Origin of the sequence: Alcaligenes pakistanensis (assembly GCF_014652815.1) — a bacterium.
GTDB lineage: Bacteria > Pseudomonadota > Gammaproteobacteria > Burkholderiales > Burkholderiaceae_B > Alcaligenes > Alcaligenes pakistanensis.
Genome location: NZ_BMZN01000002.1, coordinates 189,847 through 206,892, shown reverse-complemented (window position 1 = coordinate 206,892; position 17,046 = coordinate 189,847). Strand labels below are relative to the sequence as shown.

Annotated in this window: 9 protein-coding genes and 1 pseudogene; 5 read left to right on the top strand and 5 right to left on the bottom strand. The window is 54.7% G+C overall.

What is annotated here, in order from left to right; translation table 11 throughout:
• Window positions 1–487: 487 nt before the first annotated feature.
• Genes IE156_RS05910 through IE156_RS05890 form a run of 5 tightly spaced genes read left to right on the top strand, consistent with a single transcriptional unit; the run spans window position 488 to window position 10,427 of the window.
• On the top strand, window positions 488–2,395 hold the full coding sequence (locus IE156_RS05910; protein WP_189391613.1) for a hypothetical protein: 1,908 nt from the start codon (window positions 488–490) through the stop codon (window positions 2,393–2,395).
• Complete coding sequence (locus IE156_RS05905; RefSeq protein ID WP_189391612.1) at window positions 2,392–3,951, top strand: hypothetical protein; 1,560 nt, start codon at window positions 2,392–2,394, stop codon at window positions 3,949–3,951. The genes IE156_RS05910 and IE156_RS05905 overlap by 4 nt, the downstream gene beginning before the upstream one ends.
• On the top strand, window positions 3,945–9,347 hold the full coding sequence (locus IE156_RS05900; protein ID WP_189391611.1) for an FtsK/SpoIIIE domain-containing protein: 5,403 nt from the start codon (window positions 3,945–3,947) through the stop codon (window positions 9,345–9,347). The genes IE156_RS05905 and IE156_RS05900 overlap by 7 nt, the downstream gene beginning before the upstream one ends.
• Window positions 9,344–10,045 carry a hypothetical protein gene (locus tag IE156_RS05895; RefSeq protein WP_189391610.1) on the top strand — a complete coding sequence of 234 codons (702 nt, stop codon included), beginning with the start codon at window positions 9,344–9,346 and terminating at the stop codon, window positions 10,043–10,045. Before IE156_RS05900 ends, IE156_RS05895 begins: the two co-directional genes overlap by 4 nt.
• Window positions 10,023–10,427 carry a nucleoside 2-deoxyribosyltransferase gene (locus IE156_RS05890; RefSeq protein WP_268248092.1) on the top strand — a complete coding sequence of 135 codons (405 nt, stop codon included), beginning with the start codon at window positions 10,023–10,025 and terminating at the stop codon, window positions 10,425–10,427. The genes IE156_RS05895 and IE156_RS05890 overlap by 23 nt, the downstream gene beginning before the upstream one ends.
• A 9-nt stretch (window positions 10,428–10,436) precedes the next feature.
• On the opposite strand, the gene IE156_RS05885 is transcribed toward IE156_RS05890, so the two are convergent.
• The 5 genes and pseudogenes from IE156_RS05885 to IE156_RS05865 form a co-directional block, all read right to left on the bottom strand.
• Window positions 10,437–11,279, bottom strand: coding sequence for a phosphoadenosine phosphosulfate reductase family protein (locus IE156_RS05885; RefSeq protein WP_189391608.1), 843 nt, complete (start codon window positions 11,277–11,279; stop codon window positions 10,437–10,439).
• On the bottom strand, window positions 11,272–14,607 hold the full coding sequence (locus IE156_RS05880; RefSeq protein ID WP_189391607.1) for an ATP-binding protein: 3,336 nt from the start codon (window positions 14,605–14,607) through the stop codon (window positions 11,272–11,274). Before IE156_RS05880 ends, IE156_RS05885 begins: the two co-directional genes overlap by 8 nt.
• The gene (locus IE156_RS05875) at window positions 14,600–15,523 is read right to left on the bottom strand and encodes a DUF4007 family protein (protein WP_189391606.1); all 924 of its coding nucleotides are present in this window, start codon (window positions 15,521–15,523) and stop codon (window positions 14,600–14,602) included. The genes IE156_RS05880 and IE156_RS05875 overlap by 8 nt, the downstream gene beginning before the upstream one ends.
• Before the next feature lie 268 nt (window positions 15,524–15,791).
• The gene (locus tag IE156_RS18380) at window positions 15,792–16,100 is read right to left on the bottom strand and encodes a hypothetical protein (RefSeq protein WP_229841053.1); all 309 of its coding nucleotides are present in this window, start codon (window positions 16,098–16,100) and stop codon (window positions 15,792–15,794) included.
• Window positions 16,101–16,395: 295 nt separating this feature from the next.
• Window positions 16,396–16,932, bottom strand: a pseudogene (locus IE156_RS05865) (site-specific integrase); the annotation flags it as partial.
• Window positions 16,933–17,046: the final 114 nt, after the last annotated feature.

Here is a 17,046-nt window from a genome sequence, read left to right as displayed (position 1 = left end):
TAGTGTGGGGCGCAATGTTGTGAATTAGAGCTCGACAGCCGCACCGTCCTCGGAGTTTTTACACGCCCTTAGATGTTTTTCCCACACGTGTGCCGTAGCCCATGCGCGTCTCACATGTGGTTGACGGTCTACCTGCGTGGCAACTGTTTTCGCGTTTGGGGCGGCTTTGGTGGCACGTAGTACCTTTTTCCTGCCCATGATGATGGAAATATCGAAATCGCTAAGAGCCATGTGCTCTGCTGTGAGCAGAGCGCCCGTCGGTCCTCTGCAGTTGCGTTTACTCGTTGCCAATAGGGAGTGACTTGGCCGGATAGGTTATCAACTCCTAAGCTCTGAAAATCCAGTTATAAAGGGTTGGCTATAGAGTACCGTAGCACCCCGCGCGCATTCTTGGCATAATTAGTGACAAACGCAACATTTTTTGCCAGACACTATAGATCTGTCGCGAGCAGTTGATCCGTTTGGTATGTATGGCTAGAGAGGAAGCGTGACCGATACCCCAAAGCAACAACTTAAAGAAACCGATAGGCTGCCTTCCAGCGCTTGGGTTCGTTTCTTGCGTAGTTATGGCCCAACGCCGAACAATCTGACATTGTTTGATGAGTATGTGTTGGGGGCGCTTAGCAGAGCTAAAGTCCAGCCAATTCACTTGTCGACACCGTGGCTAGAAAAAATGGCTCTGCACATTGACTCTAAGGCCCCAGGTTCGTTATTGATAGCCGGGACGGCAGGTGACGGTAAGACCTACCATTGTCGCTCCCTTTGGGCTCACATCGGGGGAGCCCCCAAGGTATGGGCCGAGACGGGGAGCGTGAAGGAGCATCGACTCACAGATGGTCGTTTGGCAGTCTTCATCAAGGATCTCTCGGAGTTCAACGGGGAGGAAAGCGATCTACCACTCCAGCGGCTCGAAAAGTCAGTGCTTGGGAAGGACGACTCTGAAGTCGTAATCTTAGCGGCCAACCACGGGCAGCTTCTTGACCGGTTACGTGATCTTGAAAGGCGGCAAGGTAGAGATCACCCACTTCGCAAGCCTCTTCAAGAATGTTTTCTACAGACTGGCCCACCACCGGATCGACTCGCCGTTTTCGACTTAAGTCGTACGACTAGCCGCGAGACAATTGACGAGATATCCAAAGTCGTGGCGGGCCATGCAGAGTGGGACAACTGTTTGCACTGCTCGTTAAAGACTACAGGGAAGGTCTGTCCGATCGACGAGAATCGACGCCGATTGCTCGGCGAGTCTGATGGTGGCCAGCTTGTGCGTCGCCTCGGTGATTTAATCGAAGTAGCGAGGCTCAATGGCCTTCATCTACCGGTGCGTGATCTTCTGGCACTTTGTTCGAACATGATTCTCGGCTATGCCGATCCCAAGGGAGCTAAAGAGAACTTGATGACGTGCGCGGACGTCCCCAAAATTCAAGAGAATGGGCAAATCAGCAAGGCTAGCATCTACTCAAATGCATTTGGGGCGAATTTGCCCAAACGTCGGATTTCTCAGCGCCCTATTTTCCTAGCTATGGCCAGCTTCGGCGTAGGAGAGGAGACGACTAACGCTGCCGATGGCCTATTAGTCTACGGCAAGGACGATTTGAAGCTCCAAACCGATTTCGAGCGTCTCGTAGCCCTCGATCCGATCTATGGAGCGACTGTGGAGTTCCGCACGGCTCAAGATGGATATTTGGAGGGCCATGAGGGTGCTCGGTTGGAAGGCAACTTCTCAGAGTTCCTGGAAATGCTTGAGGCTCAGCGTCGACGGCTTTATTTCACGTTGCCCGAAGCTGAGCCTGGATATCCTCATTGGTCGATGACGGCTTTTCGCTTTGCGGGCGACTATCTAGCAGCCATAGAATCACTTAAGGGCAAGAAGTCGGTGAGTGAAAATACACGCGGACGCATCGCTAGAGGCCTGAATCGGGTTATGACAGGGCTACTTTTGGAAAATGCTGATCGCATCTTCATCGCTAGCTCTGGTGGATTTACACAAAGTCGCGTAAGCGTGCTCTGCGATCATGAGACGCCTGCGCGCAGACAAGGTGGGGTTGGCATGGCAATCAGACTAGACGAGGAAACTGGTCGACCTCAATTAGATGTGTCGCTATCCCCAGGTCCTGGAAACTCCGTTGCCTTTGATCTTACGCCTATCAGGTATGAATTTCTCTCGCGAGTGGCTGAAGGCTCATTACCTGCGAGTTTCTCGAACGAGTGCCTCGAAGACCTGCTGGCGTTCAAGGCTAAGCTGCTTCGCATGGCGGAGATCGTCCGTAAAGGTGGCTCTGATAGTTACGATGACGACCTCGGAGAGGATACCTCTGCGCTGACACTGAACTTTATCGACATTGAGCCGGGTGGTCGAGGCTTCACCCGTCCGGTGACAGTGAGGTTACCTGCATGAGCAAGATCTTCGAGCGGCCTGAGATTAGGCATGTCGACTTCTGTGTCGACGAGAACATATGGGGCCATCGCCTCTATGATGAGCAGCTCCCACATTTGACAGTACTTGAGTTTCTTGGTGCGTTGGGCTCCAATTTGGACAAACCTTTGCGCTCCCATGATGGGTTGGTAGGGGCGTTCAGGTTTCAGCCACAGCGCCAAATTCGCCTTCGTGGTCTTCTATTCAACAACCCTTACGTTGAAACAATTGCCGAGAGTGTGCTGCCCGACGAAGAGAAGTGGCGGCAGTGGTTTGAGAGGTTCGATCAAAATGCCACCGGCAACGGCGATCGCATTGATGACATGACTTACCTGCGTCATTCGTTCGTAAACTTTGAAGATTTTGCCAAAGCCGTTGAGCTCTTGCGATCGTCCTCATTTGAGGCGCTCAGCAATAAGCGTTGGAGTTCGAAGTTCGTCTTTCCTTTCGGCCCTGACGCTCTTTACGAGGACTTGACGATCGATTCGAAGGGCAAGGTGAACAACGATCGTCGATTCTTTGCTCGCAGCGGCGAGCTCCTCTATATGATGCTTACACGGTCGAAGCGTGGCACGGAACTTGGAGACCTACTGAAGGAGCGCCTGTTTGATCGCGAAGCGCCCATGAATCGGCTCGCTCGTGCGATGCAAGGAAATCCTCAGCGTGCTGATGATTTTCGACAGTCAGGCTATCTTCCTGAGGTCACCAACGCGCGCTTCGATCAGATCTGCGACGATTGGCTGGAGATCCTTGCTAAGGATATGCCAGTCTACGATGCTTTGGAACACATAATTACCATTACGGGTCTCAATATGCTGCTCTACTTTCTTGAGCGAGCGAAGCGAGTAGCGGGCGATGACGAACCGGTGGAGGTAATCTGTGAAATCGTCTCGAAGGAACGGACGAAGGTACGCGCCCTGTCTGGCGACAGTTACCAATTCAACCATGGGTTGTCCTCCAAGGCGGTACGTGCCCATGTCGAGTCGGTCCGCCAGGACGTTGACTGGATCTGCGCAGCTTCTAGTGACTTCCCCGATGCTGAACGCATAAAGATCATGCGCGAATGGTTCCAGTGGCCTTCTCTAGATGGTGAAGACGATGATGACTATTCAGGCGAGAGCCCGGATGCTCTTGTCAGCAGTCTCATCGAGCGTGCTTTGGCGCGTCATAATCAGCACGTCGGCAAGATCCACGCGTCCTGGTCGCGAGCGATTGGACTTGGTTCTCGTCGCCTCTCGCGGCGCAACCGCTATGCTCCAAATGATAGGCTATTGAAGTCGATTGTCGTGACCATCGTTAAAGATCGCATGCAGTTTGACGAGTTCCTGACTGAGGCGAAGCGGAGGTATGGTTTGATCATCGGAGACGCTGAAGGAGCGCGCTTGGTGGATGCAAAATTGATTGACCAAGAGGAGCTCAGCGAGAACCGAGACAAACTTGAGGCAAGGCTTGTTGGTCTGGGATTAGTTCGTAGGCTCTCCGACTCTTGTTCGTTTGTTGAGAATCCGTTTGTTCTTAAGGGAGGAACTGTATGCTGACCGACCGTATTATCGGGAGAGTTGGCGCTGATATCCTCGCCAAGCGTATTTCAGAGCCTGCTCAGCAGGGTGACTCGGCAGCCTTGTTCAGGCTTGACAAGCTATCGCCCAGCCAGGTCGCAGCGGTGGCGCGCGCGATTGTCGCTAATTCGGAGTTGTTCGCTCGTGTAGATCTGATGATTCCAGAGGTGCTAGTCGAAGGACAAGGGCTGCCGGACGAGATCCTGATCTCGCACAACGCTGGGTATGTGCGGAACAACGCTACAACCTTAAAGTCGGCGATCCTCACTGCCAATGGCAACGAGCACAGCCTAGCCGACACACTGGGCCATGTCATGGCCATCGGTGCTAAGGAAATACGCGCAGACCCCGAGCCGTGGGTTGAGGCCACCTTGCACGTGGGCGGGCTCTCACCGGTATCGGATGATCGTCTCGTATTTCATGCGGCTATGGGTGGCTTACTAGCCTCTTCCGAGCTTTCGCTCGTCCAGCTTGGTGAGTTCTGCTTCGAGCTCGTCGAGGCAATGTCTAGCCAAGGACTTGCAATTCGTGATGCGATGGGTTTTGCCATGCCACGTGCTGGTCTTCCGCGTGACAGCGGTTTTTTTTCCAACTCGAAGACTTTTGGTTCCCAGCGCAAGCCCTGGCAGACTGCCTTTGCCAAGCTCTTCATTCAGCGTGCTCCACTGCTCAAGAAACTACGGCATAACGGCCAGCCACTGGATTCCGAGGAGATTAAGGAGCGTCTCGAGGCTAACACGACGGAGATAGCGGACGGCGCACGATTGGCGCTCGAAGCATTTGTTGCTGCTCCTGCGGGTGATCAGGCGGCGGCAGGAGCACTTGCTCAGTTCGAGTGGGAAGCTGATGGTGTCTCATTGGCTTTCGAAAAGCCCAAGGAGAAGCAGCTTGGATTGGCTGAAGCGACTGTTCGCTTCTTCGACCACGATTGTGATCAAGAGGACTCGCTCGATACTGAGGGCCGTAAGCTCTTAGAGGACATGAAGTCGCGACAACGCCGTTCTGACTTTACGGAGGATGATGAGGCCTTTTTTGTTAAGCATCGCCGATTGCTTGAGCAAGATACCAAGCTTTGCGCACGTTGGGAGAAGGCCTTATATGGGAAGCCCATTGAGTGCCACGATTTCTTCGAAGGCTTTGCACGCGTAGTCAATAGCCTCCATGCGGGCCTGCGTGACGTAGATGGTGAGCGAGTCTTACGCTTCACGGTGACCAAGGGTCGTACAGTGTGGCGTGAACGATTCAATTACGATGCTGGTAGCTATTTTTCAGCTATGTATCGTGGGCTGAAGAAGCTCATGGGCTCGAAGGTTGAGTGGAAGGTTGAGCGGCTAGGAAACGCCAACCTACCCGACCCTCTCTTCGAATACGAAGCTTTCTTCGCCAAGGAGAAGGAACTCCGCAATAACCAGAAGAACAAGGTCCGGCCGAACCCATCGCTTTCGCGTTTAGCTTTGCAGATCAAATTTGATGTGGCCTTGATTCAAGTTGTGGGGGACAACGAGACCGTCCTGGCAAAGACTCAGCTTCTGTGGAGTTACAAGCCCACTTCAATCGGTTTGTCGATGGTCGCGGACATGCGGCGCCTCTTGGAGAAGGGGGCAGTCGGCTGCACGGAGGTTCCTCGGCGGCTAGTGAGTAAGAAAGGCGGTGTGCAAAGCGTTTCGTTGCTGGATACCAATACTTTAGAGGCGATTTATTCGGCCGATGCGGGATCTCTAGTACCTGCAGTCAGCCGGCTGCGAAGCCTGCGTCATGACATCAAAACTCGGATAAGAGATCTAACAGAAGAGGGGCGTCTTACTTCTGCTCAAGGTGATGAGATCAGAGCCTCGTGGGACAAATTCGAAGAAGACTACATCGAGGCGATGAATGACTTTGTGTCTACAGGGCTGCATGGCGAGGCGGTTATGCGTCAGGCTGGTTCTTTCGGTTCGTTGATGACGGCGCTTATGACCCACGCTCGTGGGGATGTTTGTCGATCGCGATTAGTCTCTGAAGCTCTCACCGTGGGCACGGTTCGAGTGGCAGGCGATAACCCAGCGCTAATCATTCCGCCTTGGCACCCAGAGCGTATGAAGGCCTTGGCGGTTAAGTCCCGCCGTGTGGCAGCATTCGCGACTCACGTACTATCCAGTGGCAGCATTCTTTACGGGGATCGCGAAATTTTCATGCGTGAGTTCTCAGATGAGATCGCCCATCCGTTTTATCCAGAAATAGCTGTCCTTCACAGAGCTGGCATGCAGATGCTGGTCTCCGAAAGCAGTACAGTCAACGGCTATAGTCTCTTAGAGTCACCCACCCGCGTTGTCGGGGATACTATGACTGATGTTGATCCGGCTGCCGCTGCCAAACAGGCACGTGAGCTATTAGAGCGCTATGTCAGTCTACAGCCTCATGAAGCTGCATGTCTTAGTGTCGTACTCTATAACGCCGATGCGGCCGAGATGCCGTTGGCGACTGTGCGGGAGCTTTCGTCTATCCAGGAGGTTGGCAAGTTGCAATGCAATGTGTCGGTCCGTCATTCGGATCCGGCCAAACTGAGAAGTGTCTATGGCGAGTTGGTAAACAAGGCCGGTGATGACCCCAACCTGCCCATGGTTAGCGAGACAAGCGACAACTTTATTTCGAATCTGCGCATTTCGGTGACACCGATCTCGGCTACTCCTAGTGAGAGTACTCAGGGATTTAAGGCTTTCGATGTGGCCTTTCTACATGACGTAGTTGCGCGGGCGGCCCAGTCGGAGTGGCTTCCCGTCCCCTGGACGAACGATCGGCCTAACCTCGAGCACGCGCCTTCGCGGTGGTCTTATCGCAGCGTCTCGAGCGAGAATGAGCTTAAATCGACCACATTCTTGACCTGTCCATGGCAGACTACATCCGGCTGGGCTTATGTGTCTGCCGTGGCGGCTGTTTGTCGCCAAACTGACGCCTTGCCAGACGAACGCTACCTGCCGGCCCGGCGAATCTCGTTGCAAAGCCCTGCACTGGCAGGGATGATCAAAGACGCGCACGATTTGGCCGAATGGGTCGCTACATATGACGAGCTGCTCGACAAGCGTCAGCTCCACCACAACAATATCACTGTCGTTCGCTATCGCCGCGGCTCCACCAACGGTCGCAACATGATCGTGAGTTCGACTTCCGAGCTGCGGCTGCTAGGCGTTTTGGTACGCCGCCGGCTCGATGAACTGAATTTGCCTTTAAATGCGGCTGAGATTCAGTCCGTAGCTGACAAAGCCAAGCGTGATGCGCTCTCGATTTCGGGCGATATAGTGCTGCGTGCTGCTAAGCGTGGTGTCTCAGCGGGTGAAATGATTGGGCTGGTGCTCAGTCGTCATTTGCTCGCAGAGGAATTCAAGGCTGCTGCGGGCGAGGGCCAGGTCTTGACGGCCTACTTCTTACTTGATGACTATGCTAGTTGGTTATCGCAGCCAGAAAGTCGTATCGCTGACATTCTCGCACTCAATGTCCAGGAGCAGGACGGGGATGTTCGCGTCGTTATCTCGGTCGTTGAGTCGAAATATGTGGCGGCCGATGGCCTAGCTAAGGCACGACGGGATTCCAGAGACCAGCTCCTCGCTACTCTCGGCATTTTTCGTGAAGCGCTCTTTGGAGACCCGGGTCGGCTGGATCGTGATGTATGGCTAGCTCGTCTGGCCGATATGCTTATCGACGCCGATGTCCCACCAGGCATGACGGATCTGCTGGAGCGGGTCCGCTTCAAGTTGCGGGAGGGCGATGTGGAGATTTCGTTGCGCGGATATTCGCACGTTTACATTCACACCTCGGACGCCGGATCGACTTCAGTATCGGACCAGGAAATGCTGGAAGAATTGGGCGGCGTGACGGCCTGGCAAGAGGTCTTCGACCGACACGACTTGCGTAAGCTTATTGAGGTCTATGCCAAAGGCGCTGGAGGGCTGGGCGCTCGTTCTGGGTTGGGGCCTCATCAGCCATGGGCGAATCATGGCTTCAAGAAGCCCGCGCCGCGTGTGCCTTGGCTTGCTGCGTTGGGTCAGCTCGCCAGCGGCGAGGCTGATATTTCGGCTGTCGCTGAATCAATTGCTACAGATCCGGTCAGTGCCCCGACGCAAGGGTCTATGCCTCCTGTGCAAAGCCCTTCGGTTGTCGATATCGCATCGCCAAATCCTGTTTCAGATTCTGCAATGACCACCAACTTCGGCGTCACGCTCGACGAGCTAGTTTCCTCCAAGTTTGCGGGCAGCACTGAGTCCGATGCAGAGCGTGAGGAGTGGGCCCAAGATGTGACCAAGAAGCTGAAAGCCGCGCTCAACAGCTACGGCCTGCAGGCTGCTGTTCTTGGTACGCGTCTAACGCCCAATGGTTGTTTAGTGCGCTTGGCTGGCTCCGATCGACTGCGCGTCGAGGATATTGAGAACAAGCGGACACAGCTTTTGACAACCCACGCGCTCAACCTTGTGACGGTCCAGCCCAAGCCGGGTGAAATCGTAGTGACCGTTGCTGGATTTAAGCGCCAGGCAGTGTCGCTCTGGGAGCTTTGGGCGCGCCGTGCATTCAATCGAAATGTTGCTGGCATCAACACCTCCTTCCTTTTAGGGGTTCAAGAGATTAACGGCGCATTGCTGTATCTGAACCTCGGGGCGGAGTTCGGCGGGCTTTCATCGCATGAGCCGCATTCCCTGGTGGCAGGAGCGACTGGTAGCGGAAAGTCGGTGCTAATTCAGGCGCTACTTTTGGACATTGCGGCAACCAATTCTAAGGATCTGGCGCAGATCATCCTGATCGACCCAAAGATAGGTGTGGACTATGCTCCCTTGGCGGACTTACCGCATATGCGCGAGGAGATTATTACAACCAAGGAGAAAGCTAGTGAAGTTCTCGATGCATTGGTCCAGGAGATGGAGGATCGTTATAGAGCTTTTTCCAAGGCCAGAGCGCGTGATTTGCCGTCCTACAATGCAAAGGTCTTGGCTGATGAGCGTCTGCCCATGGTGTTCTTGGTTCATGATGAATTCGCTGACTGGATGTTCGACGATGCCTACAAGTCGGCAGTGGGCGCGGCGGTACAACGGCTGGGGGTGAAGGCTCGCGCAGCTGGCATTCACCTGATCTTCGCGGCCCAACGCCCAGACAAGGACGTGATGCCAATGCAGCTTCGCGAGAACCTAGGCAATCGCCTAATCTTGAAGGTGTCGAGCGAAGCTACTTCAAAGATCGCACTCGACCGCCCCGGAGCTGAACTGCTGCTGGGCCGAGGGCATCTGGCTGCTAAGCTGAATGGTGAACAAGGGCTAGTCTTTGCGCAAGCACCGTTCCTTTCTGATCAAGACATCGAATCTGCGGTGGTTGCCATTCAGAAAGACAACGAATCCAAAGGACAGGTGGTATGAAGATTGAAGAAGCGATAGCGATTGTCGCAGGATTCTTCAACGATCTTATTGGCGCCTGGGTTCCTGGTGCCGTGTTTGCGGTTGGTTTTGGGCTCATGCATTTGGGGCCTGCTCGGCTTCAGGCTATCCTAAATCTCTTAGACTCAAGTGCGGCAGCACTGACCGCGGCAGGCCTACTTTTTGCGCTCGGACATGTTTTGCTGGCTGTGCACGAGCATGGCGTCAAAAAATTACTCACCTGGATAAGAATCTCTAGTAAGTTCGATGACTCTAAGGCGAAGAAAAGGCTATCCTACGTTAGATTCTCCGATCTGATTAATACCTCGCAGACTGATAGCGGTCCAGCCGACTGGGACTACAAAGATCTTCGCTCCGTTGCTCTTTCTGTATCTTCAGAGGCGGCCTCGATAGGCCGAAGGTTTACGTTCGTCTCTCTGTTGTGCAACGGAATCGGAACGGCTTTGTCGATCATCGCAATCGACTTCGCGGTTTGTCATCTGGTGTCACCAAAGCTTTTGTATTCATATGATCATGCGGCCCCTTGGTTTGTGCAGGTGCTCCTCTTTTTTGGAGTAGCAGTTACGCTGTTCAAACAAGGTGAGGTTTTTTATTCCCGAGCGATGACGACGCCATTTTCGATTGCGGTCGCTGAACTAAAACTCAAGAAGGACGCCAATGTCAATACCCCAACCTCGTAGAAAGATCTACTTGGCTGGCGGATTTCGGTCGCACTGGCAGGCCGAGACCGCTTTGCAACTCGCCACCTCGTACGAGCTGCTCGATCCGAGCACACATGGCATCCAAAATCCTGCCGAATACACAAGGTGGGATTTAGACGCCATCCGGCAGGCCGACATCGTCTTGGCAAATATGGAGGCATCAAATCCAGGAGGCTACGCTCTAGCCTTGGAGGTAGGCTTTGCTAAAGCCCTCGGCAAGAGAATCTTCATGGTCGACCAGATCGAAGACCCTTCAGTAAAGCGCTACTTCGAAATGGTTCGCCAATGCTCCGATCTCGTCTTTCCAACGCTCAGCGAAGCGTTGGGTTACCTTGTGTCACTTGAAAAGGATCTCCCTTAGAAGCGGCTCTTATTTGTGGCAGATGGCGCAAGAGCCGTTGCCTTCATCCACCCCGTAGATATCATCAATGTCTTCAGGGCTCGTCTTCACAGGCCTAAGAGGATTGATGGGGATACTCTTACGTATGCGAGCACGACGAGTCTCATACTCGGCTTTAATCGCGGCGACGCGTGTGGAGTTTTCCATATCGGAGAGCGACTCGCCCTTCGACCACGTGAACGGCGAGCCGTGCTCAAGGGCGTCCTTTTCCAATGCCTTAGCAGCCTCATAAGCCTCGGGGTGTTGCTCGCGCAGCCTTACCCATTCGATCTTCTGCTGGAAGAAGCAGAACGTGCATCCACTACGTGAACGCCACTCGTAATACTTTGGGTAGCCGACACCTGAGTTCTCCAATATGTCGATCACGCCCACTTTGTCGATCCCCGCCTCCCGGAAGGGCAGCTTTACAAATAGGTTTGGGGCCTTCGATGAGTAGCCCTCGCGATAGTCCTCGTCTGCGCGGATGGCCACATAAGAAGTTACTTTGTCGCCAGCGGCCAGCATGGGTCGCACCCAGTCTTCGAAGGGAGCAAGCTTCAGCTGGCGGGTGCACCAGCGCGTGTTGGGACTAGGTAGAAAGTGGTTGTATTGGCGTAGCCAGAAGCGGAAGTCCCGACCGGGATTAAGCCGAAGGATAGGCTTACCGAGCCGGCCCTCAAGCTTGCCGAGAAACTCATAGACTTCTGGCAGTTCCTCTCCAGTGTCGGTGAAGAAATATTCGATATCGAGTTCGGGGTGGTGTTCGCGCATGTAGACAGCTAACGCGGCGCTGTCCTTACCGCCTGAAATTCCCAAAACGTGCCGCTCAGCCATTGATAGTCTCCTCGTCGATGGATGTTAGTTTTATCCCGACTTTTGCCAGAATCGCCAGCAGAATGTCTGTTCCCAAACCTTGACCTTCCAGGATCGAAGCAACTTCGCGGGCCTTGGCCTCTACTGTCTCGCGATGGCTGTCCGAAATTGCAAAAGAGCGCGAGATTGTCTTGGTGTCCGAACCGGTGCCGATGACGACAGCAATGGCTTCGCTATGCGCCTTGCGGCCTTGTACAGTCACGAATGCCTCGGCCTCGCGGAAGCGGCGAGCGAGCTTGGCTAGCTCCAGGATCGCCGTGTCGATATGTCGGTCCACCCAGTCTCTAGGGGGCCTTTCTGCCGCCAGACTTAGGATCCCTTCCAGCGAAGCCCTCGATCCGTCGAAATTGGCTAGACGAGTTGCAAATCCGTCCAATTGAAGATCGCCGGATATGCCCGAGACGGACTTTGCTCGTTCTCGTAGCGCCGCAAGATCGCCCCGAGTCGCGTCGAGGGCGTCAAGCATCCTTTTTTCAACTTCGTCCAGCATCTTGCCATACGCTCCAGTAAGCTCCAGTAGCGGAGCTCGAAGGGCATTCACATAGGATTTACCGTCGGAGGCACTCAGCAATGAAGCAAGGTCGACGAATAAGACCTTGTGGGGGTCGCTGGCCTTCAAGAGCATGTCGCGAATGTCCTTGGCCGTTTGTTCCAGCCGAGACGTCCGTCGGGCCCATTCAGGCATATTGAAGACCATGGCCACCAAGCCGCGAGCAGCTTCTAGCGGTTCAGCTGCGCCGGCGGTCTCGCCGATCTCGGCGAGAATCTCTGCGATACCATCGAGGATTTGGCTTTTGTCCTCGTCGATGGCGACCCAACGCAGCGAAAAGCGGTTAGGATCTTGTAGACACTCGTCGACGTCAAAGTCGGTGAGCCTTGGTACGAACATTCCGTCCTTATAGACGGCGATGTTCGCTTTATGTGTTAGCAGGAAAGCCGTGAAGATCACCGGCTGGATACCCCGCTTCATGCCGAAGGGGGGCATGCTCCACAAGGCATAGATTTCGTGGGCGCCGACGTGAGCGTTGACGTCCGAAAAGAGGGCGCGTGTCGCCTCCCATAGTGGTACGAAGCCTTCGGCGAATCCTTCGCTGGGCGGCATGCAGCGCCAAGAACCTAAACCGTCCTGGCGGTGTAGCCCCGTTTTCTTGAGCAACGTTTCATAAACGCCGCGTTCAGCTGGGAAACCTTCGAAGCCCAAAGCCTCCTGTCCCTCGGCATTGACCATTGCATGCAGCAGATCGCGTCGGGCTTTGACGCTGTTACTAGAAATGCTGTCGCGGTTTACTAGTTCGCTCCATACAGAGGGGGAATCGCTAAATAGGCTATCAGCTAGACTGGAGGCTACGGGAGAAAGTTTCGAGCCTGGCTCGATAACTTCTACTGTTCCGTCGTGCCACTTTGCTAGCGACACTGCGGATTGGAGCTGATTTTCCAGGTCGGCACGGGTGGCGGCCAGACGAGCATAGACTTCACGGCGGGCGACGGCGTCACCAGAGAGCTCATGGCGATCCTTGACTTGCTCCAAGGCCACCAGCTCGGCAGAGAGCTCGGCGATGCGGGCGTGATTGGCGGGGATACCCACCATCACGGGCCATGGGCGAAGCTTCGAGCAGGCCTGTGCGCGCAAACGAGCTTCGCGCAGACTCATGCCTTTGCTCGGTAAAGCCAGAATGAATGTCCCGAACTCACCTTTCTTTGGGTAGTAGTCGGCGGCGAGTTTTTCTGCCTGATCGATGCTACACAGTGACAGTTCCATCCATCGCATGGAACCAGTCTCGTGGTAGTGCCGTTTAGCAACAATCGGATGTAGTCCCATCAGTTGGGCCAAGCGTGCATAGTCGATGCCAGGCGAAGCGGCCAGAGTTTGGGCGACGGCCCCGTCGATGTCGAAGTCGCTACCTTCGAAGACCGACCAAGCACCGGTGTAGTTCTTGTAGAGGACGACTTTGAGGTCAGAGAGCTTTTTGAGTGCCTCGTCGAGACTTTCTCGCTTCTTGTCGTAGAAGAGTGTACCGATGACGGCGGTGTCAGCCGCCAGGCCCGAACCGTTGCGAAAGAGATCGATGATCGCAATGTTTTTGATCATTGACACTAGCAGGGCATCATCCGTCTTTGCTTCTGCTCGTTCCACCGCCTCGACGGCTTGCGACCAACGGTGCCCGTCAGGGGATGCGAGGATCGCAGGCTCGAGGTTCGAGCGCAGGTAGTCCCAGTAGTCGCTTGGGCGATACCAGCTCGCATCAACTCGAAGCGTCGAGTTCAGGTAGGAGCGGAATCCATGGGGCTCGACGGATGACAAGAAGCCGAAGGTACTGCGCTCGTTCTGACCAAACTGTCGCTTGGATATGGGGCCCAGCAGCGCGGCCATGGCCGGATGCAGCGGCCAGCACGCCTCTAGGGCGTTGGTGAAATTTTTCCCTACAGCGGGCCGACGTGAACGGATGGCTTCAGCGATCTTCTCGGAGGCATCGAGCATCCAAGGCGGACGCTCCTTGACCTCAACTGCGCGTCCGATGAGCTCGACGACCTCGTCGCTTGCAGCTACGAAAGGTAGGTCGACGTAGCGGCCTTGGACTTTGACCCAGTCGTCGCGAGTGTCGATGCCCAGGCGGGCCGAGTACTGCGCGAACGATTGGTGTAGCACGCCGACAACGACCAAGCGGCCTTCGGCGCGCGCGGCCGCTTCGGCGAGTTCTTGGAAGAAGTAGACATCATCCCCGGAGCCTAGAGCGGATGCTTCCAAGAACTTTCCCATCTCGTCAATGATGATCAGTACGCCGTCATGTGGGCGGCTCTTCGCCTGTTCGAGAAGGTCAGAGATCAACGTTTGGGCGTTAGGCTTGCTGCGGCCGTCGACCGTCTTGCCTTGAGCGTGATGAAGTGATGCATGCAGCTCTGTCACGATGCTTCCGCGCCTACCTACGGTCGGGACAAGTAGCCATCCACTGCGGACGGGGAAGGCTTTGTCGAAAGTCAGCTTGGAGTCCAGCTGCAGCGCTTCGCGCGCCTTGGTTCGAAGGCTCTTGTCCGGATGCAGGGCGCTCGCCAGCGTGACCGCCAACGAGCTTTTTCCTCCACCGAACGGCCCCGTCCAGGTGAAACAGCGCTGATTGGTATCGGTAAGCTGTCTGCACATGCTATCGACCACAGTAGCTGCAGTTGTATGACAGATATAACCAGAGAGGGCGTCTAGACGGCCAATGTCTGCGTCGACGCGAATCGAGCGCTGATATTGACGTGAAATCTGGACGAAATCAGAGAGAACCTGGTGTTTTTTGTTAGTCATAGGCGTGTCTGATCATGTTCTTGATATCGTCCTTCGATAGTTCCTTGCGGTGGACTTGGCGAAGACCGGCAGAGTCGGTCCATTCGAGTTTGCCCCCAGTAAAGTCAGAGAGGGCTATCAGCCGTTGTGCGATCGACTCCTCGTCGAGTTTAAAGACTCGGCCAGGTGATCCTTCAGCGTAGGCGATCGTTTCGAAGGCCAGCGAGCTTTGTCCCTCAGCTTTGTTATTCCAAAAATCGATGAGTGCGTAGGCAAAGATACCATCGTGCAGTGAGGCTTTGGGGCCACGGCGGAAGGCGTATTGACCCTTGTGGACCTCTTGTAGCAGACCTAACTCGCCTAAGAGCGGTTCGGCGAAATCTTCAGGTGATCCCCCTGCGGCACGCGGCGCGTAACTCCGAAGGCAGGTCTCCAAATCACGGGAGATAGTGGAGGCTGACAGCCGATGTTTCGGGTCGAGCTCGCGCGCGTAGTTGGCCAATGGGTCTTCGAGCTCTTGGCGCGTAAAGGTCGGAGCCGTGACATGATTAAACAGCCAACGCCAAGTCGTCGAGCGAAAGCAGTGGCCGGCAAGTTGCCAATGAGCGAGCCAGGGTGTTGAAGGGTGCTCAGCGTAAGGGTCGAGGCCACCATCACTCAGAATCTCTATGGCTAGATTGCGAATACGGAAATTGTCACCGTCTTCGAACATTACGCCGCAAGCCAAGGCCCAATGTCGGATCGATGCCACCATATTTTTACCTACACCAAATTCTGCGATGGCCTTCGCATCCGACAAATACGACTTGGGGAGCAGCCCGCCATTAGTGCATTGATCGAATAGCTTCTTGAGCCACATTTGACGCAAGGGGAACGTCTCGTGGCCCGAGAAATGAACGGAGGTTTTTCGGCTGCGGTTTGGGATAGCGTTTTTCATGGTTAGTGCGAGTTTAACTCGAACTGGTGAATCTCACCAGTTCGACCGCCCCAGTAATGCTGTGTAAAAAAACAGTATACTAGACTGGCTTATCACGTAAGGGAAGTTCGGCTTGTTAACTTAGGCGCAGGAAAGAATGATTTTGGTTCCGACCTGCTCCCCTCAAGGTGTTGGGCATAATTTTCGTGAAAAAATTGAGCTACAGCTCGGCTTTTGCCAACCCCTGGCCAATGCATCTTCCACGGGAGCTTGCGTCAGATCTTGGAAATTACCCTATTTCCAGTTCAGATTCGGCACGTAGGGAAAGGGGGCCGAGTTCGTTCTGGCCGTGTGTCAGGTCTTTGGTCGCCATTGGCTGCAGGTCATGTGCCAGCCCCTTATACGTCAGCCGATCCACTCGGTTAGGCAGCCTTTTTGCATCGTCTGTGAACACAACGACCTCGTGCCGTTCCCGCGAGATACTGACGTAGTAAGTGTCCTGGGCGGTCGTGCGGCTGAAGCTTTCGGCGTTGTAAAGAACTCGGTCGCAGGTCAGCCCTTGGGCACTATGCGCGGTGGTAGTGTTGGCATAGTCCATGTTAAGCGGTCGATCTGTGGACAGCTGCACCCGGCGACCATTGGTTTCGATGGTGACGCTGGTTGCATCAGTCGCCGTGACCTTCGCCAGTTGACCGTTGACCGTTGACCGTTGACCAGGTCATTCTGGGCATCGTTGCGTGTGATGCGGGCAGGGTCTCCCGCAGACAGCTCTGCCCGGCTCAGGTGGTAGACCGATAGCTTAGACACGGTTTTGGGGATGATTTCCATGGGTTGAGTATGCGAAGGGCCGGCCTGGATCGGTTCGACGGTGATGCGGTCATGGTGTGTGCTGCCGGTGTCAGCCGTCGGTTACGTCCCGCACCAGGGGCAGGTCGGCGAATATTAGACACGAGGTTGAACGGCAGCCCAATGCCCCATTCTTTGCTCGCAATGGTAAACAGGTGGCCAAGTAAGGCTAGTTCTAGGCGTACAGTATTATTGCTACGCGGTACACGCTTGCCGACCTCGTCTTCATCACCGGCCAGGCGCATGTCACGGTATTGGGCAACAATATCAGCGCCCAAGCCAGCGAGGGAATATTTACCCAAATGCTTGGTCAGCGCCTGGGTCTTTTTATGTTCGCCAATCTGGGTCGATGCGCGCTTAGTTGGGGTAACTTCCTGCAAATAACGCTTCAGCGCCGTCTCAAGAGTCATCCGCTCGGCAGGCGCACGCTGAATATACATTCCACGTACCATTTCATCTTTAGTACGGCGCGCCCAGTCTTCGGCGTCTCTTTTAGTACGGAAAGTTTTGGCGGTAGCAGGCCAGCCGGTTTTGCGGATTAGTGCCTTCCAGGTACCAGAAGGCGTCTTGACGATAGTGGCCATACAGGCTCCGAATGATGCTCAACGCTGCACCACTGTACCTGACTCGCAATCTTGGAATCCCCCAGTCTTGGGGTAGAAGCTAAAAACCGCGCTAATGCCTTATAAACACTAGAG